29 protein-coding genes are annotated in these 26469 nt (G+C 52.3%); 21 read left to right on the forward strand and 8 right to left on the reverse strand.

The features are described from left to right. Window positions 1-131: 131 nt before the first annotated feature. Window positions 132-356 (reverse strand): H-type small acid-soluble spore protein, encoded by a 225-nt coding sequence (locus I8J30_RS18735; protein WP_210660636.1) that lies wholly within the window; start codon window positions 354-356, stop codon window positions 132-134. A gap of 61 nt (window positions 357-417) precedes the next feature. After that, window positions 418-1299, reverse strand: coding sequence for a LysR family transcriptional regulator (locus I8J30_RS18740; RefSeq protein WP_210660638.1), 882 nt, complete (start codon window positions 1297-1299; stop codon window positions 418-420). Between the two features lie 161 nt (window positions 1300-1460). Between I8J30_RS18740 and I8J30_RS18745 the strand changes: the two genes are divergently transcribed. After that, window positions 1461-2411 carry an NADP-dependent oxidoreductase gene (locus tag I8J30_RS18745; RefSeq protein WP_210660640.1) on the forward strand — a complete coding sequence of 317 codons (951 nt, stop codon included), beginning with the start codon at window positions 1461-1463 and terminating at the stop codon, window positions 2409-2411. A 449-nt stretch (window positions 2412-2860) separates the two neighbouring features. Here I8J30_RS18745 and I8J30_RS18750 read toward each other — a convergent pair whose 3' ends face one another. Both I8J30_RS18750 and I8J30_RS18755 read right to left on the reverse strand, forming a co-directional pair. Then, on the reverse strand, window positions 2861-3781 hold the full coding sequence (locus tag I8J30_RS18750; protein ID WP_210660642.1) for a GH25 family lysozyme: 921 nt from the start codon (window positions 3779-3781) through the stop codon (window positions 2861-2863). 142 nt (window positions 3782-3923) lie between these two features. After that, window positions 3924-4472 carry a chromate transporter gene (locus tag I8J30_RS18755; protein WP_210660645.1) on the reverse strand — a complete coding sequence of 183 codons (549 nt, stop codon included), beginning with the start codon at window positions 4470-4472 and terminating at the stop codon, window positions 3924-3926. A gap of 166 nt (window positions 4473-4638) precedes the next feature. On the opposite strand from I8J30_RS18755, the gene I8J30_RS18760 reads away from it, so the two are divergent. Continuing rightward, a complete protein-coding gene (locus tag I8J30_RS18760; protein WP_210660647.1) occupies window positions 4639-5571 on the forward strand; it encodes a 5'-nucleotidase in 933 nt (310 codons plus the stop codon). Between the two features lie 14 nt (window positions 5572-5585). Further along, on the forward strand, window positions 5586-6455 hold the full coding sequence (locus I8J30_RS18765) for an aminoglycoside 6-adenylyltransferase (protein WP_210660649.1): 870 nt from the start codon (window positions 5586-5588) through the stop codon (window positions 6453-6455). A 19-nt stretch (window positions 6456-6474) separates the two neighbouring features. On the opposite strand, the gene I8J30_RS18770 is transcribed toward I8J30_RS18765, so the two are convergent. Then, window positions 6475-7374 (reverse strand): DMT family transporter, encoded by a 900-nt coding sequence (locus I8J30_RS18770; protein ID WP_210660651.1) that lies wholly within the window; start codon window positions 7372-7374, stop codon window positions 6475-6477. 79 nt (window positions 7375-7453) lie between these two features. Here I8J30_RS18770 and I8J30_RS18775 point away from each other — a divergent pair, with 79 nt between their 5' ends. The 17 genes from I8J30_RS18775 to I8J30_RS18855 all read left to right on the forward strand — a co-directional run bounded on the left by I8J30_RS18775 (window position 7454) and on the right by I8J30_RS18855 (window position 23563). Continuing rightward, window positions 7454-7927 carry a DinB family protein gene (locus I8J30_RS18775; RefSeq protein WP_210660653.1) on the forward strand — a complete coding sequence of 158 codons (474 nt, stop codon included), beginning with the start codon at window positions 7454-7456 and terminating at the stop codon, window positions 7925-7927. A 167-nt stretch (window positions 7928-8094) separates the two neighbouring features. Next, on the forward strand, window positions 8095-8778 hold the full coding sequence (locus tag I8J30_RS18780; RefSeq protein ID WP_210660654.1) for a response regulator transcription factor: 684 nt from the start codon (window positions 8095-8097) through the stop codon (window positions 8776-8778). Then, window positions 8775-10589: a sensor histidine kinase gene (locus I8J30_RS18785; RefSeq protein WP_210660656.1), complete on the forward strand. Its 1815-nt coding sequence runs from the start codon at window positions 8775-8777 to the stop codon at window positions 10587-10589. The genes I8J30_RS18780 and I8J30_RS18785 overlap by 4 nt, the downstream gene beginning before the upstream one ends. Before the next feature lie 404 nt (window positions 10590-10993). Beyond that, window positions 10994-11605, forward strand: coding sequence for an N-acetylmuramoyl-L-alanine amidase family protein (locus I8J30_RS18790; protein ID WP_210660658.1), 612 nt, complete (start codon window positions 10994-10996; stop codon window positions 11603-11605). Window positions 11606-11632: 27 nt separating this feature from the next. Then, the gene (locus I8J30_RS18795; RefSeq protein WP_240548176.1) at window positions 11633-12502 is read left to right on the forward strand and encodes a carbohydrate ABC transporter permease; all 870 of its coding nucleotides are present in this window, start codon (window positions 11633-11635) and stop codon (window positions 12500-12502) included. 12 nt (window positions 12503-12514) lie between these two features. Beyond that, window positions 12515-13396 (forward strand): carbohydrate ABC transporter permease, encoded by an 882-nt coding sequence (locus I8J30_RS18800; RefSeq protein ID WP_210660660.1) that lies wholly within the window; start codon window positions 12515-12517, stop codon window positions 13394-13396. Window positions 13397-13409: 13 nt separating this feature from the next. Continuing rightward, entirely contained in the window at window positions 13410-14522 is a 1113-nt protein-coding gene (locus tag I8J30_RS18805) for an efflux RND transporter periplasmic adaptor subunit (protein ID WP_210660661.1), read from the forward strand. Window positions 14523-14551: 29 nt separating this feature from the next. Then, complete coding sequence (locus tag I8J30_RS18810; protein WP_210660663.1) at window positions 14552-15997, forward strand: ABC transporter substrate-binding protein; 1446 nt, start codon at window positions 14552-14554, stop codon at window positions 15995-15997. 78 nt (window positions 15998-16075) lie between these two features. Beyond that, window positions 16076-17176 carry an ABC transporter ATP-binding protein gene (locus tag I8J30_RS18815; protein ID WP_210660665.1) on the forward strand — a complete coding sequence of 367 codons (1101 nt, stop codon included), beginning with the start codon at window positions 16076-16078 and terminating at the stop codon, window positions 17174-17176. Next, complete coding sequence (locus I8J30_RS18820) at window positions 17173-18030, forward strand: ABC transporter permease (RefSeq protein ID WP_210660668.1); 858 nt, start codon at window positions 17173-17175, stop codon at window positions 18028-18030. The genes I8J30_RS18815 and I8J30_RS18820 overlap by 4 nt, the downstream gene beginning before the upstream one ends. After that, complete coding sequence (locus I8J30_RS18825; RefSeq protein ID WP_210660669.1) at window positions 18027-18851, forward strand: ABC transporter permease; 825 nt, start codon at window positions 18027-18029, stop codon at window positions 18849-18851. The genes I8J30_RS18820 and I8J30_RS18825 overlap by 4 nt, the downstream gene beginning before the upstream one ends. After that, window positions 18848-19921 (forward strand): ABC transporter substrate-binding protein, encoded by a 1074-nt coding sequence (locus tag I8J30_RS18830; RefSeq protein WP_210660672.1) that lies wholly within the window; start codon window positions 18848-18850, stop codon window positions 19919-19921. The genes I8J30_RS18825 and I8J30_RS18830 overlap by 4 nt, the downstream gene beginning before the upstream one ends. A gap of 74 nt (window positions 19922-19995) precedes the next feature. Further along, entirely contained in the window at window positions 19996-20352 is a 357-nt protein-coding gene (locus I8J30_RS18835) for a hypothetical protein (protein ID WP_210660674.1), read from the forward strand. Continuing rightward, entirely contained in the window at window positions 20349-20882 is a 534-nt protein-coding gene (locus I8J30_RS18840; protein ID WP_210660677.1) for a GNAT family N-acetyltransferase, read from the forward strand. The genes I8J30_RS18835 and I8J30_RS18840 overlap by 4 nt, the downstream gene beginning before the upstream one ends. A 105-nt stretch (window positions 20883-20987) precedes the next feature. Continuing rightward, window positions 20988-21965 carry an ABC transporter ATP-binding protein gene (locus I8J30_RS18845; protein ID WP_338044892.1) on the forward strand — a complete coding sequence of 326 codons (978 nt, stop codon included), beginning with the start codon at window positions 20988-20990 and terminating at the stop codon, window positions 21963-21965. Beyond that, on the forward strand, window positions 21962-22771 hold the full coding sequence (locus I8J30_RS18850; RefSeq protein ID WP_338044893.1) for an ABC transporter permease: 810 nt from the start codon (window positions 21962-21964) through the stop codon (window positions 22769-22771). The genes I8J30_RS18845 and I8J30_RS18850 overlap by 4 nt, the downstream gene beginning before the upstream one ends. A gap of 9 nt (window positions 22772-22780) precedes the next feature. Then, window positions 22781-23563 carry an ABC transporter permease gene (locus I8J30_RS18855; RefSeq protein WP_210660681.1) on the forward strand — a complete coding sequence of 261 codons (783 nt, stop codon included), beginning with the start codon at window positions 22781-22783 and terminating at the stop codon, window positions 23561-23563. Between the two features lie 150 nt (window positions 23564-23713). Here I8J30_RS18855 and I8J30_RS34045 read toward each other — a convergent pair whose 3' ends face one another. The 3 genes from I8J30_RS34045 to I8J30_RS18870 all read right to left on the reverse strand — a co-directional run bounded on the left by I8J30_RS34045 (window position 23714) and on the right by I8J30_RS18870 (window position 25394). Next, complete coding sequence (locus tag I8J30_RS34045; protein WP_210660683.1) at window positions 23714-24448, reverse strand: MOSC domain-containing protein; 735 nt, start codon at window positions 24446-24448, stop codon at window positions 23714-23716. A 165-nt stretch (window positions 24449-24613) separates the two neighbouring features. After that, window positions 24614-24970: a YmaF family protein gene (locus tag I8J30_RS18865; protein ID WP_210660685.1), complete on the reverse strand. Its 357-nt coding sequence runs from the start codon at window positions 24968-24970 to the stop codon at window positions 24614-24616. 100 nt (window positions 24971-25070) lie between these two features. Continuing rightward, entirely contained in the window at window positions 25071-25394 is a 324-nt protein-coding gene (locus I8J30_RS18870) for a hypothetical protein (protein WP_210660687.1), read from the reverse strand. 99 nt (window positions 25395-25493) lie between these two features. Between I8J30_RS18870 and I8J30_RS18875 the strand changes: the two genes are divergently transcribed. Beyond that, window positions 25494-26408 (forward strand): sugar phosphate isomerase/epimerase, encoded by a 915-nt coding sequence (locus I8J30_RS18875; RefSeq protein ID WP_210660689.1) that lies wholly within the window; start codon window positions 25494-25496, stop codon window positions 26406-26408. Window positions 26409-26469: the final 61 nt, after the last annotated feature.

Consider the following 26469-nt stretch of genomic DNA (forward strand, 5'->3'; position numbering starts at 1 on the left):
TGTAAATCTATCATTCGCTTTTAAGCGGATCAACTCCGTAATTTTTGAAAAAGACTCCTTAAATATCGATTGGATAAAAGAAGGCCATACCCATGAACCCATGAGTATGGCCTTCTAGTGTGCGGGCTTATTCAATCAGTCGGACAATGCATCTGGATGCCGTCGGATTGGAAAGGCGAGCTCTCCGTCAAGCTGTTCAGCGACACCGTCTCTTCGTTGTCCGGCTGATTGAGCGGATAGATCCGCGCCGTGTTCGTGTCACTGTCGACATGTTGAATATAGATCGGAACTCCATTGCACGTTACCTCGACCATGGTGGAGGATTCGGCGATTTCTTGCGCGCGCTGCGCGTTCATACGGTACGCCCCCTTGGCTGTGGATGTCAGTTACATTGTTCGCGAAGGGGAGCGGGACTATTCAGCTTTTGGCATCTTTTGCAAAATAATGCGTGACATACTCCCTGAACGAGTGCGCAGCCTGCGACAGATAACGCTTCTCCAGCCAAGCAAGCTGGATGGTGCGGCGGCAGTTGGGATCATTGATCGGCAGCAGAACGAGCGGGGAAGCCTCTTCTTTCTTGCAGGCGGATAAGAGAGCGATCCCCAGGCCGGCCCCGACGAAGCTGCGCAGCGCCGCGGGTTCATCCACCTCGCATACGATGTTGGGCTTCATGCCGCGCGAGCTGAAGAACTGATCCATCATGCCGCGCAGTCGTGTCCCCTCTTTCATGCCGATGAAAGGCTCGTCAGCGATTTCGCTCAGGTTAATAAGAGGGAGGTCCGCAAGTCGGTGGTGGGGAGGAACCGCGATATAGATCTCCTCACGCAGCAGCGGCACACTGCCGATCCCGGACTTATCGATGGGTGGTGTCGTGTAGCAGAAATCGATCTCGCCGGCTTCGATCAACGGGATGGCTTCCTCTGCCGACACCTGGGAGATGCGCAGATTGATCTCCGGATGATCCTCCATAAAGGCGCGAATCATTTCAGAGAAACGAGCCAAGGTCGTTGTCGCGATGTGAAGCTGTCCCCGCTCCGTACCGTTCATATCATGGATTTCGCGCCTGCCTTCCTCAAGGGCATGCAGGGCAATATCGACCTTGGCGAGAAAAGCTTGCCCGTAGCTGTTAAGCCGAATTTGCCGGCCTTGACGGTGGAAGAGGGGGACGCCGAGATTTTCCTCCAGCCGGGCGATGCTTTGACTAAGGGCAGGCTGCGCGATATGCAGCTCCTGAGCGGCTTTCGTCATATGTTGAAGTCGGGCGACCTTTTGAAAATAGTGCAGCTGCAGCAATTCCATGCTCATTTTGCTCCAATCATTCATAATGTTAATGTTATGAAGACATAATTTAATATGTATTATACATTATTAGCGACGGTGGATAAACTGGAGTAAAAAGCAGAGAGTCTTGCTTTGAACTTGTTGCGATATAGAAGGGTTTGTGAGAGGAGTTAGAATGAATGAGGAATGCAATCAGCGAACAATCGATAAAGGCGATACGCGTTCACCAATATGGCGGTTCCGAGGAACTGCAGCTCGAAGAAATTCCACGCCCGCAGCCAGGAGAGGGAGAGGTGCTTGTGTGTGTCCATGCCGCAGGGGTGCTGCCGATTGAATGGAAAGTTAGGCAGGGCATGTTCAAACAATTCAGACCGCTAACCTTTCCTTATATACCGGGATCTTCACTGGCGGGGATTGTGGAAGAAGTGGGTCCTGGCGTGACTTCGTTTGCGAAGGGACAGGCCGTATTCGGAAGAACAACGCACGGGTCCTATGCGGAATATACTCTTGCGTCGGTGGAATTCTTAGCAGCGAAACCGGATGAGATCTCCTTCGATGAAGCAGCTACAATTTCCGGCGGCGCAACGACCGCATGGTCAGCATTGTTTGAGGTCGGCGGGCTTGAAGCGGGGGAGCGGGTGCTGATTCACGGTGCGGCCGGCGGAGTCGGTTTGTTCGCGGTGCAGTTAGCCAAATGGAGAGGCGCTGAAGTGATCGGTACCTGCGGAACGGACAATGTCGACTATGCAGCCTCTCTGGGCGCAGACGTTATCGTGGATTACAAGCAGGCGCGGTTCGAGGATGTGGCGGCTGATGTTGATTTGGTGCTCGATACGGTAGGCGGCGAGACGCAGAACCGATCGTTCGATGTGCTGAAGCCGGGTGGCCGGCTGATCTCGCTGGTGAGCCAGCCGTCGGCTGAGCGCGCGCAGGAACGAGGCGTAACAGCGATGTTCTCGAACAAGCTGCCAGCGGCGGATTCGCTGGGTAAGATTGCGGCGCTTATGGCTGACGGCCTCGTGAAGACGCATGTCGGCGCGCGGTTTCCGCTTGCGGAGGCTGCCAAGGCGCAAGACCTGTGCCAGAGCGGCCATGGCCGAGGCCGAATTGTTCTGCATCTCGCGGATTAGGCCGCAGTCTGGCCGATTTCATGCGAATCGACACCGCTCACTGGGGAAGCTGCGAGAGTGGTGCGAGAAATGCTGCATGCTGTGCAACATTTACGAAGGGAATTGGTTCAGTCCTAGGAAATGCTGCGTAATAGGCAACATTTCCAGCTAGAACTACCGCTCCGGAGTCCGATTATTCGAATTTGTTGCTTATTGTGCAACATTTCACTGTAAGAGGCTACTTTGAAGGTCAATATGTTGCATGAACCGCAACATATTGCTGTACGATCGACTGGGAATGGTTCCACTTCCAATAAGTAGTGAGCCTGAGCGGGGTTTCGATACCTGGGGCGAATCTATATGTATGCGACAATAGCGTCTCCTCGGATCTAACGAACCGTGGAGACGCTATTTAGGTTTCTGGTCGCGTACCTGCAACCGGATTCGTTAAATGTCGCAACACCGGCCAGTTACATGTAAATGTAAACCTTCTGGTTCACGCTATCCCACGACACTTTGGCACCGAGCAGCTCGGCTGAAGCGCGAATGCCGATATAGGTTCTGTCGTCGAACAGCTTATAATTCTTGACCGGCTTCCCATTCACGTATGGGGTTGAGGTCGCGGAGTCCCAATAAACCGGAACGCCGAGCGATTCGCCGAGCTGGCGCAGCGGCACGTAGGTGCTGCCGTCGACAATCCGGCCATAGGCGGCTAATTTATCGTTGACGACGATTTTGATCGTATCTTCCGGACTTTGCGGCTGAGGCTGGCCCGGATTGGCATAGAGGTTGTAGAACGCCTGCTCCATCGCATCCATGTCGACATCGCCTCCAATACCGTCGACTCTCCCATCATCGGAATATTGGAATACGGCCCACTCATTCCAAGTCGGGTTATCCATCGGTTTGTCTACGTTATAATGGGCGACCCACAGCGGCCATTGTCCGAGCGGCTGAGCGAGCTCCGTTTTGGCGAAGCTTGCGCCGGTATAAAGCATGGTAGGATGGCCTGTCAGCCGCTGGACTTCAGTCAGCCAATCCACGCACCATTGGGTCAGCTTCGAAGTGGAGAGCTGTTCCGCATCTCCTTCCACATCGAGCACATGCGGAAAGTCCGATTTAAACCCCTTAATCGTATTGGCAAAATGAGCCGCCTCCGACTTGGCATCATTCGACTCCGGATGCGCGTAGTGGTAAAAGCCGGTTTTGATGCCGGCTGCGGCCGCAGCGTTTGCATTCGTTGCGAATTTATCGTCTTTAAATGAAGTGCCTTCCGACGCCTTCATGAAAGCAGCGAGCACGCCGGCCGCCTTTACCTTCTTCCAATCAATCACGCCTTGATGGTGCGATACATCAATGGCTTTCACATTGCTGGGGCTCTTTGCTTGCATCCCTTCAGCTCCATTCTAGTAAATGTTGTCGTACTAGTTTATGAGAACGAGAGGCAATTGGACTGATCATCCCGCCTATATATGCAAAAACACCCCGAGGCCGCCCACAGCCCGGGATGTTCCTATGTACGCCTGCACCCTACTAACCCCGCAAGAACAATGCCCCGATCGCCAGCGCGCCTATGATGCCCCATACCGCATTCAGGTTCAAGTAGTACACCATGATGAAGAATGCAACGGCAAGCAGGAAGGGGATGAAGGTGATCACACCCGGTGTCGTCTTCATGGCATATTTGGCAAAATCGTACGCCAGCATTGCCATCATCACGAAGATGACAGGCTGAATGCCGCGGATCATGCCTTTGATGATCGTGTTATTCTGGAGCTTCGACATGACGCCAACGAGCACGATCATCAGCAGAGCCGTTGGCATCACGACGGCAGCGAGGGCAACCGCAGCACCTGCCCAGCCGGCTACTTTGAAGCCGATATAGGCGGCCAGCTTCGTCGCGATCGGTCCCGGCAGCGAGTTGCCGAACGCGAGCGCATGACCGAAATCCTCCGTTGTCATCCACCGCATGCGGCTCACAACCTCATTCTCGTACAAGGGGATAATGGACGGTCCGCCTCCATAGCCCAGCATCGTTGCTCTGCCGAACGAAATAAACAATCTCCACAGCTCACTCCACATGGCTGATCCGTCCTTTCTTCTCTATAGCTTCATTGGACTAATTATAAACATCCGGCGCGCTGGGATACAATGTTATATTGCGCTGTACGGATATTCGGACGGCTTGGTAAGATGGAGGGGATGCTGTTACCGCACTGCCCATCAGGAATAAGGAGGTTCAACCACTATGCCCTATCCCATCGAAAATAAATTCGTCATCGCCGTTGCCTCCAGCGCCTTATTCGATCTCGAAGAATCGGATCGAGTCTTCCGCGAACGCGGAGAGGACGAGTATCGCAAGTTCCAGCGCGAGAACGAGAACCATATCTTGGCGACAGGCGTCGCCTTCCCGCTGATCAAAAGATTGCTTCGCATCCACGCGTCCGACGAGGAACAGCTCGTGGAAGTGGTGCTGCTCTCGCGCAATGATCCCGATACCGGACTTCGCGTGTTCAAGTCGATCGAGCACTACAAGCTGCCGATCAGCCGCGCCGTCTTCGTGGCAGGCAGCAATCCGTTCTTGTACTTGGACGCCTTCAATGCGTCGCTCTTCCTCTCCGGCAACCCGGAGGATGTGAAGGAAGCCGTCGAGCATGGTTACCCGGCCGGCTGCATCTATCCGACCGATTACGTCGATGATGATGAAGATGAGGAGCTGCGCATCGCCTTTGACTTTGACGGCATCATTGCCGACGACTCGGCCGAGACCGTATTCCAGCGAGGCGGCGCGCTGCATTCGTTCCACGATCATGAGCGGAGCAAAGCGGGCGAGCCGCTGCCCGGCGGACCGTTGTTCCGTTTCTTCGGCGAAATTGCCAAGCTGCAGAAACGCGAGAGCGAGAAGAAGCTGCTAAATCCGGCCTACAAGCCGAAGATCCGAGTCGCCATTGCGACCGCGCGCAATGCGCCGGCGCATGAACGGGTCATCACGACGCTGCGGGAGCAGGATATTCGCGTGGATGAAGCTTTTTTTCTGGGCGGCATCGATAAAGGGAGGGTGCTCGGCATCTTTAAGCCCCATATCTTTTTTGACGATCAGGTGGGTCATATCGAAGGCGTCGCGCGCAGCGTACCCTCTGTGCATGTGCCCTTTGGCATCACGAATACAACGAAACGATAAGGAGTCTGCAACCAATGCGCAATATGGAGGAAATCCTTGACAAGCTGGTGGCGTGGACACAGAAGAACAGCATGATTCGGGCCGTCATCTTGACGAGTTCGCGTGCGAACCCCAATGCCCCGGTCGATTTGCTGTCGGATTATGATATCGAGCTTGTGGTGACGGACGTGACTCCGTTTCGCGGGAGTGATGCGTGGATTACTCAGTTCGGCGGGATCATGACGGATTATCGGGAAGATCATGAGAGCTCGATTACTCGGCTGGTTCTATTCGAGGATGGCGTACGGATCGATTTTCAAGTATATCTTGTCGCACAATTGCAAGAGACGATGAGACTGCCGCTGCTGCCGGAGGAGCTCGATATCGGGTATCGCGTGCTGCTGGATAAAGACGGCCTGACAGCGACTATGAAACCGCCGCAGCATACCGGCTTTATCACCGATAAGCCATCCCGTGAAGACTATCATTCGCGGGTAACCGCTTTTTGGTGGGATATCACCTACGTGGCGAAGAGTTTGTGGCGGGACGAGTTGTTTTACGCCAAGTACATGCTGGACAGCGTCATTCGCATCGACATGTTCATGCCGATGATCGAATGGCATATCGGAGTGAATCACGAGTGGAATGTGAATCCGGGGAAGAACGGGCGCTGGTTTAAACGTTACCTGGACGACCGGACGTGGTCCGAGCTGGAAGAAACTTATGCCGGCGCGAGCCATGAGGACAATTGGCGGGCGCTCTTCGCGATGACGGATTTGTTCCGCAAGCTGGCTGTCGAGCTAGGTGAGAAGCTTGGCTACGATTATCCGCACGCACGGGACCGCAGGGTAGTCGCTTATATGCAGAGGATTAGGCAGCTGGAGCCGGACGCGCAGCAGTTCTAATTCGGGCGGTCCGGCAATGTCACCCCCACAAACCCAGCACAATGACGCCGCCGGTGATCAGTACCGAAGACCAGATCCGCTGCTTGCCCTGCTTCTCATGGAGAATGAGAATACCCATCAAGGTACCGAATACGGTGCCGATTTCGCGCATCGGCGCAAGCAGGGAGACAGGTCCAAGCGACAGCGCATATAAGAAAATCAAATAGCCGCCCGGCGCGATAAGCCCGCATAACAGCATGATCTTGCCATTGTGACGGAGCTCGCGTTTCATGCCCTTTGCGCGAATAACCGCAGGGGTCAAAGCGAGCAGATTGCCTGCCGTTGTTATCGTGTTCAGCACGATGGCCGGCACATAGCCGAGCGCGAGTTTGTCCACGACGATATAGCTGGCAATGCAAAGCCCGACTGCCAGTGCGAGCAGAGGCGCCCGCAGCGAAGTGCCCGCGCCGCCCAATTTGATGTTGCTGAGCGCGACGATTCCGATCACGATGCACGCTACGCCAAGATAACCAGCCAAGGTCAGCTGTTCGTTTAGCAGCGTAACCCCGATGAGCGGAACCAGCAATGGGCTGGTGCCGCGCATGATGGGATACACCTGGGACAAGTCGCCGACGGAGTAGGCTGCGGCCAGCAATAGGGTATACAGACCGTGAAGGGCAGAGGCAGCCGCAATGATCCACCATCCGTTGCTGTTTAGTTGTGAGCCATCCCAAAGTGCTATCGCCCAAGGCACCATCAGCACAATGCCAACGAGCTGACACAACCAGAGAAACACATTTTTGTCGAGGCTGCGTTTCGTGAATAAGTTCCAAACGGAGTGCAGAAATCCTGAGCCCAGTACGAGTAGGAAAGCTGTGCTTAGCATGAGTGATCCGCCTTTTTCCTGGAAGTGGTAGTAGGCCGAATAATTCGCCTTCACGCGGTTATTTCCCTGCCATCCCGGTCATCGAACATGATATAGTGGAACACATAGTCAATCGATTGGAGTGAAAGCGACCATGGATCAGTTCTTATTCACGCAGCTCAAATTTGTGCGAAATCAGACATTGAAGCTATTGAAAGGTGTTACGGAGGAGCTGGCAGACCGGATACCGGATGGATTCCGCAATTCGATTCGCTGGCAGCTGGGACATATCTACGTTGTGCAGGAACGGTTTGCTTTTCAATACTTGGAGCTTCCGCTTCAGCGGCCTGAAGGCTTCAAAGAATGGTTCGAATTCGGCACTTCGCCGCTCAATTGGGCGGAAGGAGACGCGTTGCCTACGCTTGATGAATTAAAGCAATTACTTGGCAGCCAGGTGGAGCGTATCCAAGAGGCCATCTCGCATCGCTTGGAGGAGAAGGTTCCTCAGCCGTATACGACTTCAATGGGGATTACCCTGTCATCGCCGGAAGAGTTTCTAAGCCTGAATCTCTATCATGAAGGCATGCATATGAGCATGATTAAAGTATATAAAGTACTGCTCGCTTGAAGCTAAAAATCCATCTATTGGGAATAGTAAAACCACATGGGCGTGTATGTTTCCTCCATGTGGTTTTTTTGTATGCATAACTTCATCTCATCTTTACATCATCTGCATCTATTCTTGATTGATTACCGATAAACTGATCCTAGACTATCGCGAAACGGGAGCTTGAGATGAAAACCATATTGATCGTCGAAGATGAGGACATATTGCGCGAGATCAGCAAAGACTACTTTCTAAACGAAGGGTATAAGGTGCTTGAGGCCGCTGACGGGAAGGCTGCGCTGCTGTCGTTTCAGGAGCATGAAGTGGATCTCGTCGTGCTCGACATTATGCTGCCTGAATTGGACGGCTGGTCGGTTTGCCGGCGAATTCGCAAGCAATCCGACGTCCCGATAATTATGCTGACCGCCCGGGTTGATGAAGATGACACGCTGCTTGGGTTTGAGCTGGGCGCTGACGATTATGTGACGAAACCGTACAGTCCGCCCGTCTTGCTTGCCAGAGCGAAGCGTCTGCTTGAGAGCCGCAGCCGAATCGGCAAGTCGGCGCAGCCGGACGATTCCGTAAACACAAACGGGATCAGGGCTCATATTCCGTCGAGGAGCGTTACGATTGACGGGGCTGCGGTTAACTTTACACATACCGAATTCGAGATTCTTACGTACCTCATGCAGAATCCAGGCATCGTGATCACGCGAGAGCAGCTCATTACAAAAATATGGGGCTATGAATATGCCGGCGACGATCGCACGATAAATACCCATATCCGCAACTTGCGCACGAAGCTTGGCGTCAAAGCCGGCATGATTGTTACGGTCGTTCGCACCGGCTATAAATTCGAGGCAAACGCATGAGAATCGGCATTGTAACGAAATTGTTTTTGCTCACGGCAGCGTTATGCATGCTCATCTTGGCCGTTATTTACGTCGGGCAAACGATATTTTTCAAGGACTACTATGCAAACCGGAAAGTAAACGACCTGCGGGCGAAGCTGGCGACTTTCAAAACAGCTTATATGGATGCGCGCGGTAATTCGCTTGCGATCCAATCGCTGGAGCAGGATTTTTACCGGACGAACAACGTCACGATTACAAGCCTGGATCACGATGGAAGCTTCAAGCATGTAAACGACTTTTACCTGGAAATCAAATTGCTGAAGGCGCTGACGAAAGAGGAACGGGAAATGCGCATTAAAGTCCCGCTCTATGCGCTCATGAGCATGGAGGAAGCCGTCTCGGGACAAGCGTTGGTTAAGATCGGGGACCAACTGATCGTTCTGGGAATCAAGAGCACTTCCATGTTCATCCCCATTGTACTGCAGCATCCGTCGGGGGAATTGCTGTATGCCAACGAGCCATTCAAGCGTAAAGTTTTCTGGAACATCGATAGTCATAAGATCGAGCTAAGCAAAAATTCGTTCTCCTCGAGCAGAGAGAAGTTTGCAAGTCTGTTTGGCGTCGTCACGGACATCAAGGTTCCGCAAGCCGGAGGCTCATCGGATGCGATCTACTATTCCAATGCGCTCTTCCTGGAACAGATCAATGCCTTCCAAGAGAAATTGCTGTTCGAGGATTTGCAGCTGACGGATTCGCTTCTCATTCAGGATTACGAGCAAAATAACGTGAAATATAAGCTGTTCATCCAGCCCGTGCATTATGACAACGGAACGACAAACTATATCTTCGCCATGGCATCGCTGCAGCCGGTCGACGAAGCCGTCCAAATGATGAAGGACTATTATGTCTATATCGTCGTGTTCGTTATCGTGCTCATTCTGATCGCGGCGCTGTACTTTTCCTTGAAAATCGCAAGGCCGCTGCTGCGAATCAATCAGACGACGCAGAAAATCGCCAACCTCGATTTCTCGGAAAGCCTCCCTGTGCGTTCCCGGGACGAAATCGGGGATCTGTCGCGTAACATCAACCAATTATCGGCTACCCTGCATTCGTACATCGGCAAGCTGCGCGAAGATATCGAGCGGGAGAAGCAGCTGGAGAACACGAGGAAAGAGTTTATCGCGGGCGTGTCTCACGAGTTGAAGACGCCGCTCAGCGTCATGAAAAGCTGCATTTCGATTCTCAAGGACGGCGTGGCCGCGCATAAGAAGGACCATTACTTCGAAGCGATGGAGAACGAAGTCGATAAAATGGACCATCTCATCGTCGATATGCTGGAGCTGGCCAAATACGAGTCCGGCACCTACAAGATGCGGCAAGACGTATTTGCCATCGATAAGTCGATTGAATCCATCTGCGAGCAGTTAGCGCCGGGGATGGCGGCCAAGCAACTGCGGTTAACTGTTCTGCTTGTTCCCGCGCTAGTCGCAGCCAATCAGCACCGGATCGAGCAAGTGATCACGAATTTCATGACGAACGCGATCCGGTACACGCCGGACGAGCATGAAATCATCGTCTCCACGGTCGAAGAAGGGAATCAAATCGTCGTCTGCGTCGAGAACAAAGGAGCACGGATTCCGGAGGAGCAGCTGGATAAAGTGTGGGATCGTTTCTATCGGGGAGATGCGGCGCGGCAGCGATCCGAGGGCGGCACCGGGCTGGGACTCGCCATCTCCAAAAATATTTTGGAGCTGCACGGGGTCGAATACGGAGCGCGCAATACGAGGGATGGCGTCGCGTTTTACTTTCGCTTGAATAAGAATAGGTAATCGTATTTATGTAACGGCCATCCATGTCCGTTACAGGGGAAATTTAATGAAATATTAAATCTAACGGTCATTTTTGACCGTTAGTAGGCAGATATCGACAGTTTGATGAGTGAATTTAGTTCTAACGGTTATTTATGGCCGTTAAAAGCTCAATCTATCGAATACATGCTTCTAACGGTCATCGCTGACCGTTAGAATTTTCGGACGTTCGACTGAACGTCCGATTTTTTTTATTTCCGAATTACTTATCAATCTTTATCTCATCTTTATTCAGGCTCGATTTCTACTTCATACGCTGCTATTACAATCAACCTATGAAAACAACAACCACCAAGTATTTAGCCATAGCCGTTGTCGGAGTTATCTTGTCCGCCAGTCTCTTCCAAATCAAATCCGAAGGAGCAATGAAGTCGAAATCAAGTCCCGTCATACCAGCGACCACGACGGAAACGGAAACAAGCAAAGCTGCAAATTTGGCTTTAAGCGGTAAAACGATCGTTCTCGATCCCGGCCATGGCGGCAAGGATGTCGGCTCCACCGGCGGAGCGGGAACGTACGAGAAAGACGTTACGCTGCTTACCGCGCTAAATGTAAAAGAGAAACTAGCCGGGCAAGGTGCGACCGTCGTGATGACGCGGGATAGCGATACGACGATTTCGCTGAAAGGGAGAACGGCAGTCGCGCAAACCGAAAATGCGGATTTGTTCATCAGCATCCACTTTGATGCTTTTCAGACCCGCGATGTGTACGGGATGACGACTTACTACAATAAACCGCATGATCGGGAGATCGCCGAGCACATTCATGAGCAGCTCTTTAAGCAGGACATGCATACGAAGGACAGAGGCGTACAGTTCGGCGATTATCACGTCATCCGTGAGAACGCAAAGCCGGCCGTTCTGTTGGAGCTCGGATACATTTCGAATAAGAATGAGGAAGCGAGAATGCAAACGGAGTCTTTTCAAGAGCAACTATCGACGGCTATCACCAATGGCGTGATCGAAAGTCTTCGTTAAAGGAAGGGGCGGAGAGTGATAACTGCCATGTTTCGTAAAGTCATGCGGAGGCACAGCTTCGTCGCGATCTGGTTTCTTGCCCCCAGCGCACTGGGCTTCCTGGTTTTTTACTTGATTCCTTTCGGAATGGGTTTGTACTACTCCTTTATGGATCGAACCACGGGCGGCTCATTCGTCGGACTCACCAACTATAAGGAGCTGCTGGCGAGCGATTCCTTCCTTAAAGCAGCGCGGAATACGTTTCTGTTCACGTCCGTCAGCGTTCCGGCCACGATCGTTTTATCGTTATTGCTGGCCTTGTTATTGAATCAAAACATCTATATCCGGAATTGGCTCAGAACCGCCTATGTATTGCCGCTTGTCGTACCTGTCGCCTCCGTTGTCCTGATCTGGCAAGTGCTGTTCGACTGGAACGGAGCGGTGAACAGCTGGCTGCACGGAGTCGGCTTATCGCGGATCGATTGGATGAAGTCGGAATGGGCGAGAGGCGTGCTCTCCGTCGTCTATGCTTGGAAAAACATCGGGTACAACATCATCTTGTTTTTAGCCGGATTGCAGCAAATCCCTAAGGATTACTACGAGACGGCTGAGCTTGAAGGAGCTGGCCCTGTCCATAAGTTAACCCGAATAACGCTCGTCTATTTAATACCGACGATGTTTTTCGTCGTCCTGATGGGGCTGATCAGTTCGTTTCGGATATTCAGGGAAACGTATTTGATCGCCGGGGATTATCCGCATGACAGCATCTATATGCTGCAGCATTACATGAACAACATGTTCTTGTCGCTCGATATCCAGAAGCTGACGTCCGCCGCTGCTTTAATGGTGGCTTGCCTGCTCGTGCTTGTGCCCTGGATGTTTGCATTGGAGCGGCGCTTTACTCATTTTTTAGATTGATGGGGAGAAACAATGAAACTGAAAGCTGCCATTATTTCCAAAGGCGCGATCACGGTTCCGCTGGCGCTGATCGCGATCTTGATGCTGCTGCCGATCGTCGTATCCTTCACCAACTCGCTTATGACGGAGGGTGAAATCGGCTCGAACTACGATCTGATCGGGAAGATGACAGACTCGGCGGCCGGCGGGAAGGATACGTTCGTGAATCTGAAGCTCATACCCGATTGGGTTTCGTTCGAACAGTACGGTAAAGTGCTGATCGCGACCCCGATCTATTTGAACCTTTTTTGGAATTCGGTTTATATGGTGACGCTCATCATCGCTGGGCAGGTTGTCGTCGGCTCTCTGGCGGCCTATGCCTTCGCGAAGCTCCGTTTTCGGGGGAGGGACCGGATGTTCTTCGTTTACCTGATGGCGATGTTAATGCCGTTTCAGGTGACGCTTGTACCGAACTATATCATCGCCGATCGTTTAGGACTTCTGAATAGCGCAAGCGCCATCGTATTACCCGGTATCTTCGGCGCTTTTGGCGTGTTCATGCTCAGGCAGTTCATGCTGTCGATCCCGAATGTTTATGTGGAAGCCGCCTATATGGACGGAGCCGGTCATTTGCGCATCTTTCGTCAAATCATCGTTCCGCTCATCAAACCGGGCTTCGCGGCGCTCGTCGTTCTCTTGTTCGTCGATTATTGGAACATGGTCGAGCAGCCGCTTATCTTTCTCGAGGATGACTTCAAACAGCCGCTGTCGGTCTATCTTTCCGTTGTCCAGGAAGAGGCAAGAGGCGTAGGCTTCGCAGCGTCGGTCTTCTACATGCTGCCGATGCTGCTGTTATTTCTTAATGCGGAGGCTTATTTCATCGAAGGCGTTCAAATGTCCGGAATTAAGGGGTAGGAGGAAATACCAAGTGGAATGGCAAGAAACCGAGCAAGTGAATACAAGAAGGAGGAAGAAGCTTCGATTGCTTGCCTCATTGTTTGTCAGGGGCTTAATCGTGCTCACCCTGTTCAGCAATACGCTGCAAACGATGACGTTAACGAAGGTGTGGACAACGGCCGGACGGCAGGGGGAGTTCATTCGGAGCTTTACCGGCAGCGGTATTTTGGAACCGGTCATGGAAGCATCGTTATCGAACAAGTCGGGGTGGACCGTGAAAGCCGTCAAGGTCAAAGCGGGCGAAGCCGTGAAGAAGGGGCAGACGCTGGTCGTTTACGAAAGCCGGGAAGCCGAGAACCGTTTTTTAGACGCTAAATCGCAGCTCGAGCAGCAGCAATTGTCTATACAAGGCTTACAGGAACAATACGTGGAAGCCGCATCCAGCGGCGATACGACCCGGCTGCGCAGCGCGAAGCGGGATCTCCAGAGCGCGCGTCTTGCGAAGGAAGTGCAGCAGCGAAATCTGGACAGCCAGAAGGCGGAGCTGCTTAGCAATCGCGAACTGAAAGCTCCTTTCGACGGCCTCGTGACGAAAGTAGGCGCCGTGGATGGGATGACTTCGGCCAGCGCCGGTCCCGATGTTCAGCTGGCCTCCTCCGGTTTGGGTTATCAAATGCAGGTACAGGTACCCGCTGATATTTGCGACCGATTGCAGATTGGACAGAAGCTGGACCTCCGGGTTGGCCAAGCCGATAACGCGGAAGCGTTGACTGGAATCGTTGCAGGCATTGAGAACAAGGAGTCCCAGCTGATCCTCGTCGTTGCCGTGAAACATGAATCGCTGCGCGGAGGCGAACAAGCGGGTCTTGACCTTAGGTTTGCTTCAGCCGATACGGGCGGAGTCCTGATCCCGAGCAGCGCCATTCATAAGGAAGGCTCCGAAGCTTACGTTTACGTCATCGAGGAGCGTAAAGGCCCTCTCGGCAATACAAGCCATGTCCGCAAGGCCAGGGTCGAAATCGGCGATTCGAACGAATTCGAAACGGTCGTGCTTCAAGGGATTTTCCCGGATGCGCCGATTATCCTTGAAAGCAGTGAACCCGTTGCCGATGGAGTCCGGGTTCGCGTAATGACGAAATCATGATCATTCAATCAGAAAGAAGGAAATGAACAATGAAAAAAGCACTGATCTTAGCGGTGAGCTGTTTGATGCTGATTGGCTTATCGGCATGTAGCGGAAATAGCGATAGTAATCGCAATAAGAATAACAGCGCTGCGGGGAATTCGACGCAGAAGGATACACCCAAATCTCAAAGCAATACAAGCGAAGCATCAAACGCTGCGACGAACGCCGAAGCAGACGCTGCACCTCAGGAGCTGGAGCCGCTGGACGATAAACCGAAAACGATCGTCGTATCGATACTTGCCGCTACCGATATCTACAAGCAGGCAAAGGCGGAATACGAAGCGCTGCATCCGAACACGAAGATTGAACTGAAAGAATTTGCTCCTAAAGGCGGAATGATTAGCGGGCCTGACGTGGAGAAATATATCAAATCAACGACGACCGAGGTGTTATCCGGCAAGGGAGCGGATTTGTTCGCGTTTACGACCGTCGAGCTGCCGATCGATAAATACGTGAATAAAGGCGCGTTCGAGAACGTGGACGAGTGGATGAAGCGCGATGCCGGATTCGATCCGCAGCAATACCAGATGAACATCATGGAAGGCTCCAAAATGAACGGCGGCCTCTATATGCTGCCTATTGAATTCTTCTTGGAAGCTTTGTATGGAGATGCGGACGGGATTAAGAAAGCCGGTGTTACCATTGATGATAAGAACTGGACGTGGAGCCAGTTCGCAGAGATCAGCAAGCAGTTGGCAGACAAGAACGGACATACCTATTCCATGAATTTTTTGCCGCCTGAGGCGATGATCGATAATCTCGTGTCGGATAACTATAACCGATTGATCGATGGAGCAAATGGCAAGGCATCGTTCGATACTCCCTTCTTCACAGAATTACTGACAGATGTGAAGGAGATGTACAATGAGAAGGAGTTAAGCGGTGACGCGGTGGAATATACAAAAAGCTACTTATACTATTCATTAATGACTTCCCCAAGCGATTATCTCTTACGACTTGGCATGTATTTTAAGGACGGAAAGGTCTATCAAAAGCCGCATGCAGCGGATCAAAAATCGGGCATCTCGTTTCTCGTGACGAATCAAATCGCCATGAACGCCAATTCTGAGGTTAAAAGGGACGCTTGGGAGTTTATGAAGTTTCTGCTGTCCGAAGAGATGCAACAGGCTGGATATTCGGGCTTCTCGATGAACAAAGCCTTGAATGAAAAGGCAATCGAAGATGTGAAGAAGAACGGTTTGGATAAGAATGTGGCTGCCAAAGGAGGCGGAGCTTCGGCCGAAGCAACGGACGAGAATCTTAAGGTGCTCCGCGAGATGCTGTCCGAAGCCGGCTTAAGAAACATAGGCTATGAAACGACAGTGCAGAAAATCATCGGGGAGGAAGTCAAAGCGTTCTTCTCCGGGCAGAAATCCGCCGATGCCGTCGCTAAACTGATACAGAATCGGGTTACGACCTATTTGAATGAATAAAAACCACTTCATGTGATCGTATCGTTTGGTTATACTATCCAATAGAAGATATGATCACATGAAGGAGGCAGCGCCACAATGAATGTAAAACCCGCGAGCGAAGCCATCATTTCATTCCAAGGCGTAACCAAGCAGTACGAGGGCGACCCCGCCGTGCTCAAGGACGTCAGCTTCGAGATTGAGCGCGGCAAGTTCTATACGCTGCTTGGTCCGTCGGGCTGCGGCAAAACGACGATTCTGCGGCTGATCGCCGGATTTACGGAGCCGACGGAAGGCCGGATTTATTTTAACGGCAAGGTGATTAACCATATTCCCGCCAACAAGCGGCAAGTGAATACGGTGTTCCAGGATTATGCGCTCTTCCCCCATCTGAACGTGTTCGAGAACGTTGCCTTCGGCCTGCGCATTAAGAAGCTGAAGGAGGCGGAGATCAAGGAGAAGGTGCTCGAGGCGCTCCGTTTCGTCAATCTGGTCGGCTACGAGAACCGCGAGATCAACGAAATGTCGGGCGGTCAGCGGCAGCGGGTCGCTATCGCGCGAGCTATCGTGAATCGGCCCGAAATTATTTTGTTGGACGAGCCGCTCTCTGCGCTTGATCTTAAGCTTCGTACGGAGATGCAAGTGGAGCTGCGAGAGCTGCAGCGGCGCCTCGGCATTACGTTCATCTTCGTTACGCATGATCAAGAGGAAGCGCTCGCGATGTCGGATGAGATCTTCGTGCTTAGCGAGGGTGTAATCCAGCAAAGCGGCACGCCGATGGATATTTACGATGAGCCGATCAATCGGTTCGTGGCCGATTTTATCGGGGAATCGAACATTGTAGCAGGCAGAATGACGCAGGATTTCCTAGTTGAGTTCGCGGGAAAAACGTTCGACTGCGTCGACCAGGGACTGCAGCCGAATGAGCCGGTCGATATCGTCATCCGTCCGGAGGATCTGGAGATTACCCGTCCGGAAGATGGCAAGCTGCAGGTTAAAGTAGAGGCGCAGCTGTTCCGCGGCGTTCATTTCGAAATTCAGTGCATCGATGACGCCGGGAATAAGTGGCTCGTTCACTCGACGCGCAGAGCGGATGTCGGCGAAGCCATCGGGCTGACCTTCGACCCGGAAGCCATTCACGTTATGCGCTTTAATGAGACCGAGGAAGAGTTCGACAGAAGGCTGGAAGCCTACTCATGAGGAATGCAGCGCACGCCCAAGTAAATGCTCCTATCCAAACGCGGCCACGGTCTCGCAATATGTATCTCGTTCCGTACTTGCTGTGGATGCTGCTGTTCGTTGTTGCGCCGATCGTATTGATTGTCTACGATTCGCTGTTTGATGTAGAAGGCAATTTCACCTTCTCCAACTATGCTCATTTCTTCACGCCGGTCTATATGAAGATGACGTTCAGCTCGTTCTGGTACGCTTTCTTAATTACGTTCTTCTCCTTGCTGATCGGTTATCCGGCTGCCTATCTGTTGACCCGGACCAAGCATAAACAGTTATGGCTGCTGCTCATTATTTTGCCCAGCTGGATCAACTTATTACTGAAGACATATGCGTTTATCGGCCTGTTCGGTACGTATGGAGCCGTCAATGCGATCCTTGAGCTGATCGGTATCGGGAATCGGCAAATCTTGTTTACGGATTTCAGCTTTATTTTCGTATCCGTCTATATCTTCATTCCGTTCATGATTCTGCCCGTATTCAATGCGCTTGAGGAGCTGAACCCTTCGCTGGTGGATGCCTCTCGCGATCTTGGCGCATCGACATGGACGACCTTCCGCCGGGTTATCTTCCCGCTTACGTTAAGCGGCGTGAAATCCGGCTGTCAGGCTGTGTTTATACCCGCGCTGTCGCTCTTCATGATTACGCGGCTAATTGCAGGCAACCGGGTCATTACGCTCGGAACGGCCATTGAACAGCATTTTCTCGTCACGCAGGATTGGGGCATGGGGGCCACAATTGCCGTATTTCTGATCATCGCGATGGTGATCATTATGATCGTAACCGGCAATCGCAACAGAAGCAGGAGGTCGGACGTACGATGAACCGAAAACTGAAGCTGTCGAATGTTTATCTCTGGCTCATCTTCGTTATTTTATATGCGCCGATCTTCTACTTGTCCTACTACTCGTTCAACAGCGGGGGGACGATGCACGGGTTCGACGGGTTTACGCTGGATTGGTACAGGGAAGTGTTTGCCGATACGCGTCTGCTCATCATCCTGCTCAATACGCTGGTCATCGCGCTGCTAAGCGCCGTTATTTCCACGATACTCGGTGTTATCGGCGCTATTGCGATTCACCGGCTGCGGAAACGGAAAAATCGGAATGCGCTGCTGTCGCTCAACAATGTGCTCATCGTCAGTCCGGACGTGATTATCGGGGCGTCCTTCTTAATCCTGTTTACGATACTCGGCATTAAGCTGGGCTTTGCCTCCGTGCTCATCTCTCACATCGCGTTCAGCGTACCGATCGTCGTCATCATGGTGCTGCCGAAGCTGGAGGAAATGAGCTCATCGCTGCTGGATGCCGCTCGAGACCTTGGCGCAACCGAGTGGGATGTGCTGTCGAAGGTTGTCCTGCCGTTCATCAAGTCCGGCATATTCGCCGGGTTCTTCATGGCCTTGACCTACTCGCTTGATGATTTCGCGGTTACGTTCTTCGTCACGGGTAACGGATTCACGACATTATCGGTAGAAATCTACTCGAGGGCACGACAAGGCGTCTCCTTGTCTATCAATGCGCTGTCGACGCTGATCTTCGTCTTCACGATGCTGCTTGTCGTCGGCTACTATTTCATCAACCGCCGCGGGCAAGAGTCGGGGCGCGGCGACCGCCGCACGGATTGGGGGCTTCCTAACAAATGAAATCGCTCGTTCGGATGCTGCTCGTCGTGCTTGCGCTCGCTTTTGCTTTAATGTACGGCGCTTCGGCGCTCAATTCGTCGCAGGGCTACTCCGGCGACAATACGCTTACGATCTACAACTGGGGCGATTATATCGACCCGGATCTGGTGGCAGCTTTCGAAGAGGAGACCGGCATTAAAGTCATCTACCAGACCTTCGATTCCAACGAAGCGATGATGACGAAGATCGAACAAGGCGGCACAACCTTCGATATCAGCGTACCCTCCGAATATGCCATCAGCAAAATGAAAGAGGAAGACCTGCTGCTGCCGATCGATAAGGCGAAGCTGCCGAATTTGAAGTTTATTAACCCGCGGTTCATGAATCTCTCGTTTGATCCGGACAATGCCTATTCCATCCCTTATTTCTGGGGAACGGTCGGGATTGTGTATAACACGGAGCTGCTAAAGGGGATGGACTTCAAGAGCTGGGATGATCTGTGGGATCCCGGCTTGCGCAATCAAATTCTACTGGTGGACGGGGCTCGGGAAGTCATCGGCTTCGGGCTGAACAGTCTGCATTATTCGCTTAACGACACGAACGAGGATCATCTGCAGGAAGCGAAAGCGAAGCTGGAGGAACTGACGCCGAATGTGAAAGCCATCGTAGGTGACGAAATCAAGCTGCTGCTGGCCAATGAGGAAGCGGCGGTTGGCGTCGTGTGGTCCGGCGATGCTTCGGAGATTATCGGCGAGAATGAGAAGCTCACTTATGTCGTGCCGGAGGAAGGCTCGAACCTGTGGTTCGATAATATGGTCATTCCGAAGACCGCAAGGAATATCGAAGGCGCCCATCAGTTTATCAACTTCATGCTGGACCCTGAGCATGCCGCGCAGAATGCGGAGTATGTGGGCTATTCGACGCCAAACGAGAAGGCGATGGCGTTCCTTCCCGAAGAGATCTCCTCGGATGAGCGCTTCTATCCGAAGCCGGAGCTTACGGCCAAGCTGGAGGTCTATAAGAATTTGGGCAAAAAAATGCTTTCCCACTACAACGAGCTGTTCCTGGAATTTAAGATGCACCGGAAGTAGCCGCAAGAATCAGCAGAAGACCCTCTCGTCCAACGGCGTACGAGCTAAGAAGGAGGTCTCATGAGAGCGTACAAGTGCTTGATATGAAAGTGAGTGTGCCCAGATACGGGCAAGGCCCCGGCGTGCCGATTCCCGTTGGATTTATCCCGACTGCGCCGACGGACAACAAGTATGATATTGCGCCCGGTTATTTTCAGGCGGATGTCGGTATATACGCGGACCCGCTGCCACCTAATAATAGAATCGCATTGAATGCCGTCATCGGCGTGATCGGGACATCCGCGAACGGCCAGATTATCGTGAAGCTGTTCAAATCGCTGGATCCCGTCGAAATCGGCGTGGAAATCGCCGATACGCGGATCGGTGCTATAAAACAAAATGAAAGTCCGTTCGCAGCTGCGAGCGGGCTTTCTTGCGGAGGTGCGAAATGATTTATTTGGAGACGGCGAGATTGCGATTGCGCGACTGGGAAGAGGCGGATCTGGCGCCCTTTGCCGAGATGAATGCGGATGAAGAAGTGATGAGGTATTTTCCGAAAACCTTATCGGCGGATGAAACGAAGGTGTTTTACAACAACATCGTGTCTGAGTTTGCGGAGCGCGGATTTGGGTTATACGCCGTGGAAGTGAAAGAGACGAGTAGGTTTATCGGATTTATCGGCTTCCACCTGGCGACATTTGAATCGGATTTTACACCTTGTATCGAGATTGGTTGGCGCCTGAAGAAGGAAGCTTGGGGCAAAGGGTACGCGACCGAGGGAGCTGCAGCCTGCCTGGATTATGGATTTAACCGGTTGGGATTCAGCGACGTGTACAGTTTCACGGCTGACGTGAATAAACCATCGAGTCAGGTTATGGTCAAAATCGGCATGAATTTTATTAAGCATTTTAATCACCCCAGAGTGGAAGCAGGCAGTCCGTTATGCAAGCATGTCCTGTATCGCATCTCCGTTTCGCGCTGATGGGCAACGCTCTTATATATTTCTGTTGACAATTTTAACCACGTAATGATACTATCTTCTCCCTGTCGCTTTTCTAAAATCTTCAATTTCTGGAGGTATCGGTACGTGATAACCGTAGACGGAATCAGTAAGACATTCCTGGTCGCCAAGCGGCAATCAGGTGTTGGTCATGCGCTCAAATCGTTGTTCCATCGCGAATACACGGCCGTTGAAGCGTTGCAAAATATTTCGTTCCACATCCCTCCGGGCGAAATCGTCGGTTACATCGGACCTAACGGGGCCGGAAAATCGACCACGATCAAAATCATGAGCGGCATTCTCGTACCGGACCGCGGCACCTGCGTCATTAAGGGCTTTACCCCGTGGGAAGATCGGGTCAAGTATGTGAAGAACATCGGCGTCGTGTTCGGACAGCGCTCGCAGCTGTGGTGGGATGTTCCGGTTATGGAGTCGTTTGATCTGCTGCGCGACATCTACAACGTCCCGCAAGCGAAGTACCGGGAGACGCTTACGCTGCTCATCGAAACGCTGGACTTGGCAAACATCCTGTACACACCGGTACGGCAGCTCAGTTTGGGGCAGCGCATGCGCTGCGAAATAGCCGCCTCGCTGCTGCACAGTCCGAGCATCCTCTTCTTGGATGAACCGACGATCGGGCTCGATGCCGTCTCGAAGATTGCGGTGCGCCAATTTATTAAGACGATCAACAAAGAGAAGGGCGTAACCGTCATTCTGACCACGCACGACATGAACGATATCGAAGCGCTGGCCAGCCGGATACTGCTGATCGGCAAAGGTACCCTGCTCTACGACGGCAATGTGCAAGGGCTTCGCAGCCGATTCGGCACGAAACGAACGATAACCGCCGATTATCAGGAGAACGGCCGCCCCATTGCGATTCCCGGCGTTTCGCTCCTCTCTTGGACACCGGAACGGGCGATCCTCAGCGTAGATACGGAGCAGGTGATGATCTCGGAAGCGATCGCGCAGCTGTCCGCGCAGGTTGAGCTGCTGGACGTGGCGATCGAGACGCAGCCGATTGAAGACATCATCGTGCAGATGTATAAGGAGTACCAGCTATGATGAGGGCCTACATGTCCGTATTCAAGCTGCGAATCAGCACCGGGCTGCAATATCGAGCGGCCGCGCTGGCCGGAATCGGCACGCAATTTTTCTTCGGGTTTATGTTCATTATGATTTTCGAAGCGTTCTACGCGCATTCCACCGGGCAAGAACCTCCTATGACACTTTCCCAAGTGATCACCTACACCTGGCTGAGGCAAGCTTTTCTCGCTTTGGTGATGTTATGGCTGCGAGATAACGAGCTGTTCTCGCTCATCAAGAGCGGCAACATCGCTTATGAATTGTGCAGGCCCAGCAGCATTTACAACTTCTGGTACGCCAAGCTGCTTGCGCAACGATTGTCGAGCGCGCTGTTAAGATGTTCTCCTATTCTGTTAGTCACGGTTTTTCTGCCTAGGCCTTATCGGCTTGAGCTTCCTCCGGATTGGCTTACCTTTCTTATCTTCCTTGCGGTTTTGGCAGTTAGTATGCTGATGGTCGTTGCCCTCTCGATGCTTATCTACATATCGGTATTTATCACCATGTCGCCGGGCGGCTCTCTGTTGATATTTAGTGTGTTCGGAGATTTTCTGGCGGGGATGATCGTGCCGATCCCGCTTATGCCGGGGTGGATGCAAGAGATTGTCTATTTGCTGCCGTTCCACTGGACGGTAGACTTCCCATTCCGTGTATTTACGGGGGATATCGATAAGCCGGACGCTTTGAAGGGCCTTGCGATGCAAGCGGCTTGGTTGATCGCGTTAGTCGCATTCGGCAAATTCACCATGAACCGCTCGCTCCGGCGCGTAGTTGTGCAGGGAGGGTGAGGAGGCGTTATGAGCTTATATTTGAAATATATGAAAATCATCCTGAAATCGGAGCTGCAGTACCGAGTATCCTTCCTGCTTCTAACGCTGGGACAATGTTTGACCCCGTTTACGACGTTCGCCGGCGTGTATTTTATGTTTGAGCGGTTCGGCCAGCTGAAAGGGTGGAGCTTCTACGAGGTCGTGCTCTGTTTTGCCGTGACGCAAATGGCGTTCTCGTTTACGGAATGCTTCGGAAGAGGGTTTGATACGTTCTCCAGCCTGGTCGTGAGCGGAGACTTCGACCGATTGCTGGTTCGCCCTCGGGGCACGGTCATTCAAGTATTCGGCTCTCGGTTCGAATTCGCCCGGATAGGCCGGCTGCTGCTGAGTGCTGCCGTGTTGATCTGGGCCGCAGGCAATTTAGAAGTGGATTGGACGCTGCTTAAGGGGATTACACTAGTATTGATGGTGGTGAGCGGGATCGTGATCTTCACGGGGATCTTTATCCTCGCTGCTTCGGTCAGCTTCTGGACGGTACAAGGGCTGGAGATTGCCAATATCTTCACGGACGGCGGACGCGAAATGACGCAGTACCCGCTGAATATCTATCACAAATGGGTGAAGAGGTTATTCACCTTCGTCATCCCGTTCGGCTGCGTGAACTACCTGCCGCTGCTGTACATTCTGGGCAGAGAAGGCGGCGATCACCCGCTATACGCGGCGGTGCCGCTGGCGGGATTCCTATTCCTCGTTCCTTGCTTGCTCGTCTGGCGAGTAGGCGTAAGGCATTATCGGTCAACGGGGTCTTAGGCGAGCGACGGGTCGGCAGCTGGTGTGCGGCGTACGATAGGGTACCGGTTACCGCACATGGGCATCCATCGACGAAAAAAAGCCCATGAACGGTACCTGCTGCCGCTCATGGGCTTTTTCCAATGCAATGCAAGGCAAGAACGGTACCGGTTACCGTTCCAAGTATACCGCATCCCCAACCTGCACCTGCCCGGCTTGCTTCACCGAAGCATAGACGCCGAAATTGAGCTTAAACTGTTCATTCACCGTACGCAGCAGCGAAGCATCACGCTCAAGCGTCTCGGGGTCGATCGTAATCAAGGAGCAGCGATCGCAGAATAGATCCGCTTGCAGCCGCGCGCTTCCAACCGATAGCTGCTTATTCAGCCATTCGTATTCATCCGGCGCATAGTCATCCAGAGTCACGAGCAGATTCGCCCGGAAACGGAGCGGGTCGAGCGGTTTTCCCCACATCGCTTCGAGCTTGCGAAGCGAGGAGTCCGTAATAAGGAGGATGCTGGCGGCATCGACGGCAAGCAGATCGAGCGACTGCGGCGTATGAGCGAGCAGGCTCAGCTTCTGCTTGGAGTAGGGTTGAATCTCATCCAGCAGGGCATCGTCCCATTGCAATGAACGGCCATCCGGCGCCGTAATACGCAATCCGGCAAAATGGTCCGTTGCTTCCGCATCGACCTCCAATGCAGCTCTATAGTGCAGCATCGCAGGCGCGGTTCTGGCTGTGAAATAGCGATCCCAGCCCTCCTTCGTCTCATCGATGAAGGCATGCGAGCGATCCCCGTACAAGCCGTACGTCTCGATTCGGCTGCTTTGGAGCGCCTCTCCTCCAAAGGATTTAACGGGAAAGCGATTGATTGCGGTAATGGTTCCAATACGAGTTTGCGTCACAAGAAGAGCCTCTTTTCATAAGCGTCAGTTAGCTATGCCATATGTATTCCCATTTGTCACCATTATAGACGGGCGCGATCAATCTGTCACAAAACCCGGGCTTTACGAGCATAACAAAAGCTGTCCCTGACGTCATAGTCATACGTTCGGGACAGCCAATCTGAATTATTGGAGTGGCGCATCAATTAAAGTGGCAAAGTTGAATCGATGGACGTGACCATCGGCCAGGGTTGTTTTTCCCATTACAAAATGAACATGTTTCCCGTTTCCAACGGGAATTGCAGGACCAGTCGTGATCTTCTTTAACTTGTGGAAATGACCGAAGAAATCGGTTCTGGTCAGATCGATCTCATGCACGTGACTGTTTCCGGATTTAATCGCTTGGCCGGTTACGCCTGCGAATCGATGGTTGTGGCGATCGTCGCCTTCTTCAGCTAATTTGGTGCTGCCCTCGAATTCATGGTCATGCCTTTGTGCACGCCTGCAGGTCGCTGCTCTCTTAAAGGATCGTTTCCTCTGCATGGGTTCCGCCTCCCTTGGTAAGGTGACTTCTCCACATGCTATTAATTTAGTCGGCAGGAGGTGTTGGGCATCTGCAGTTATACAGCCGGCGTTGCAGAGGTTACCCGAAAGGAGGCGGAAACACAGGGAAATCGGGACTGACGTTAAACGTAATATTATACTCATTTGCATCCCAAGTTATCAGCTTGCCTGTCATGACGTCGAAGTCTGCGAAAATATTAGCAAACGTGAATAGCTGACCGCCTAGGAGTTCAACCGTGCGAAGCACGTAAAGCTGCTGCGCGGAAGGGCCATCTGACGAATTCAGCGCAAACGACACCTCAAGCTGCAAACTAACAGGATCAGTGCCATAGTTGAACACGCGCACGTCGAAGGTTTGAAAGAGCCGATCCTCATTTTCAACAATAAACGGAATGATAGCCATGTTTATCACCTACTTACTTGTTTAATAGAATAGTATATGAGAATAGAAAACGGAAAGTTCGGACAAGTGTTCGAACAGAAGGCGGGAGAGGGGAAGAGGATGCGGCACAATTTCTTGATTGGGCAATATGGGGGCTTTAATGAGGCGAAATACCGGAGAGATTTTGGCGAGGGATTCTATGGGATAGAGGCCTGCTTATTTCAACAGGAGCCTGACATCGAAAGGCTCCGGCTGCAGTCGAAACAAGATGACTTCCGGATCGGTGTTCATTTCCCGCTGCGAGCAGGCAGCTCACGTGTACGGGACGCGCTGTTCCTAGCAAAGGACGAAGCCGTGAGGCAGCAAGCCTTCGCGCGGGTGCAACAAGAGCTTGATTACCTGGCAACCGCGATTCAGCCGAGCTATGTGTTATTCCATTATCCCAAACCCGTTATCTTAGAGGATCGGGTGAACTGGGGACGGTGGCATTTTGAGGACCCCAGTGAATATGTTTTCGAGTCCGAGTATCCTGTTGAGCTGTTTCAAGAGAGAAGCGAAGTGTTGTTTGAATGGCTGGCCCGTATAGGGCAGGAGTACAAATTCGTGCCGGTGCTTGAGCTTGATGCGCTGAACGGATATGTGACGACGAAGCGGGATATTTTGGAGCGGCTGCTCATGAAGCACAACACCATCAAGCTTTGTCTGGATACAGCCAGGCTGTACATACAGGAGAGGATAGATCCTTACTTCGATGCCAGAGCGGTCATTGAGCGATATGCCGGCTATGCGGAGTTGATTCATTTGTCCACATTGCGCATAGAGGAGAGCGGTGAACGCAAGCAAACACGCTACCCGGTCTTGCCCCATCTGGATCCAAGCGAAGGCTGGGCGCCGATCGAGGATTATATGCGAATCATTGGCAGGCATAATCCGAACGTGAAAATCATGTTCGAGCATCGATCGGAACAAGTGAGCGACGAGGAGCTGGCAGCTTGCTACAGCTGGGTAGAGGAGCTGCTGCGAGGCTCTGTCTAACCGAATAATAAAATACATTGAAATGCGGAGCGTCTTATTGTTTAATGGAACTAAGATGAAT

Origin of the sequence: Paenibacillus lignilyticus, from assembly GCF_017942085.1 — a bacterium.
GTDB classification, from domain to species: Bacteria; Bacillota; Bacilli; order Paenibacillales; family Paenibacillaceae; genus Paenibacillus_Z; species Paenibacillus_Z lignilyticus.

Coding starts and splice junctions, on each gene's coding strand:
- I8J30_RS18735 (WP_210660636.1), bottom strand. CDS start 356: ATGAACGCGCAGCGCGCGCAAGAAATCGCCGAATCCTCCACCATGGTC.
- I8J30_RS18740 (WP_210660638.1), bottom strand. CDS start 1,299: ATGGAATTGCTGCAGCTGCACTATTTTCAAAAGGTCGCCCGACTTCAA.
- I8J30_RS18745 (WP_210660640.1), top strand. CDS start 1,461: ATGAGGAATGCAATCAGCGAACAATCGATAAAGGCGATACGCGTTCAC.
- I8J30_RS18750 (WP_210660642.1), bottom strand. CDS start 3,781: ATGCAAGCAAAGAGCCCCAGCAATGTGAAAGCCATTGATGTATCGCAC.
- I8J30_RS18755 (WP_210660645.1), bottom strand. CDS start 4,472: ATGTGGAGTGAGCTGTGGAGATTGTTTATTTCGTTCGGCAGAGCAACG.
- I8J30_RS18760 (WP_210660647.1), top strand. CDS start 4,639: ATGCCCTATCCCATCGAAAATAAATTCGTCATCGCCGTTGCCTCCAGC.
- I8J30_RS18765 (WP_210660649.1), top strand. CDS start 5,586: ATGCGCAATATGGAGGAAATCCTTGACAAGCTGGTGGCGTGGACACAG.
- I8J30_RS18775 (WP_210660653.1), top strand. CDS start 7,454: ATGGATCAGTTCTTATTCACGCAGCTCAAATTTGTGCGAAATCAGACA.
- I8J30_RS18780 (WP_210660654.1), top strand. CDS start 8,095: ATGAAAACCATATTGATCGTCGAAGATGAGGACATATTGCGCGAGATC.
- I8J30_RS18785 (WP_210660656.1), top strand. CDS start 8,775: ATGAGAATCGGCATTGTAACGAAATTGTTTTTGCTCACGGCAGCGTTA.
- I8J30_RS18790 (WP_210660658.1), top strand. CDS start 10,994: ATGAAGTCGAAATCAAGTCCCGTCATACCAGCGACCACGACGGAAACG.
- I8J30_RS18795 (WP_240548176.1), top strand. CDS start 11,633: ATGTTTCGTAAAGTCATGCGGAGGCACAGCTTCGTCGCGATCTGGTTT.
- I8J30_RS18800 (WP_210660660.1), top strand. CDS start 12,515: ATGAAACTGAAAGCTGCCATTATTTCCAAAGGCGCGATCACGGTTCCG.
- I8J30_RS18810 (WP_210660663.1), top strand. CDS start 14,552: ATGAAAAAAGCACTGATCTTAGCGGTGAGCTGTTTGATGCTGATTGGC.
- I8J30_RS18815 (WP_210660665.1), top strand. CDS start 16,076: ATGAATGTAAAACCCGCGAGCGAAGCCATCATTTCATTCCAAGGCGTA.
- I8J30_RS18820 (WP_210660668.1), top strand. CDS start 17,173: ATGAGGAATGCAGCGCACGCCCAAGTAAATGCTCCTATCCAAACGCGG.
- I8J30_RS18825 (WP_210660669.1), top strand. CDS start 18,027: ATGAACCGAAAACTGAAGCTGTCGAATGTTTATCTCTGGCTCATCTTC.
- I8J30_RS18830 (WP_210660672.1), top strand. CDS start 18,848: ATGAAATCGCTCGTTCGGATGCTGCTCGTCGTGCTTGCGCTCGCTTTT.
- I8J30_RS18840 (WP_210660677.1), top strand. CDS start 20,349: ATGATTTATTTGGAGACGGCGAGATTGCGATTGCGCGACTGGGAAGAG.
- I8J30_RS18850 (WP_338044893.1), top strand. CDS start 21,962: ATGATGAGGGCCTACATGTCCGTATTCAAGCTGCGAATCAGCACCGGG.
- I8J30_RS18855 (WP_210660681.1), top strand. CDS start 22,781: ATGAGCTTATATTTGAAATATATGAAAATCATCCTGAAATCGGAGCTG.
- I8J30_RS18865 (WP_210660685.1), bottom strand. CDS start 24,970: ATGCAGAGGAAACGATCCTTTAAGAGAGCAGCGACCTGCAGGCGTGCA.
- I8J30_RS18870 (WP_210660687.1), bottom strand. CDS start 25,394: ATGGCTATCATTCCGTTTATTGTTGAAAATGAGGATCGGCTCTTTCAA.
- I8J30_RS18875 (WP_210660689.1), top strand. CDS start 25,494: ATGCGGCACAATTTCTTGATTGGGCAATATGGGGGCTTTAATGAGGCG.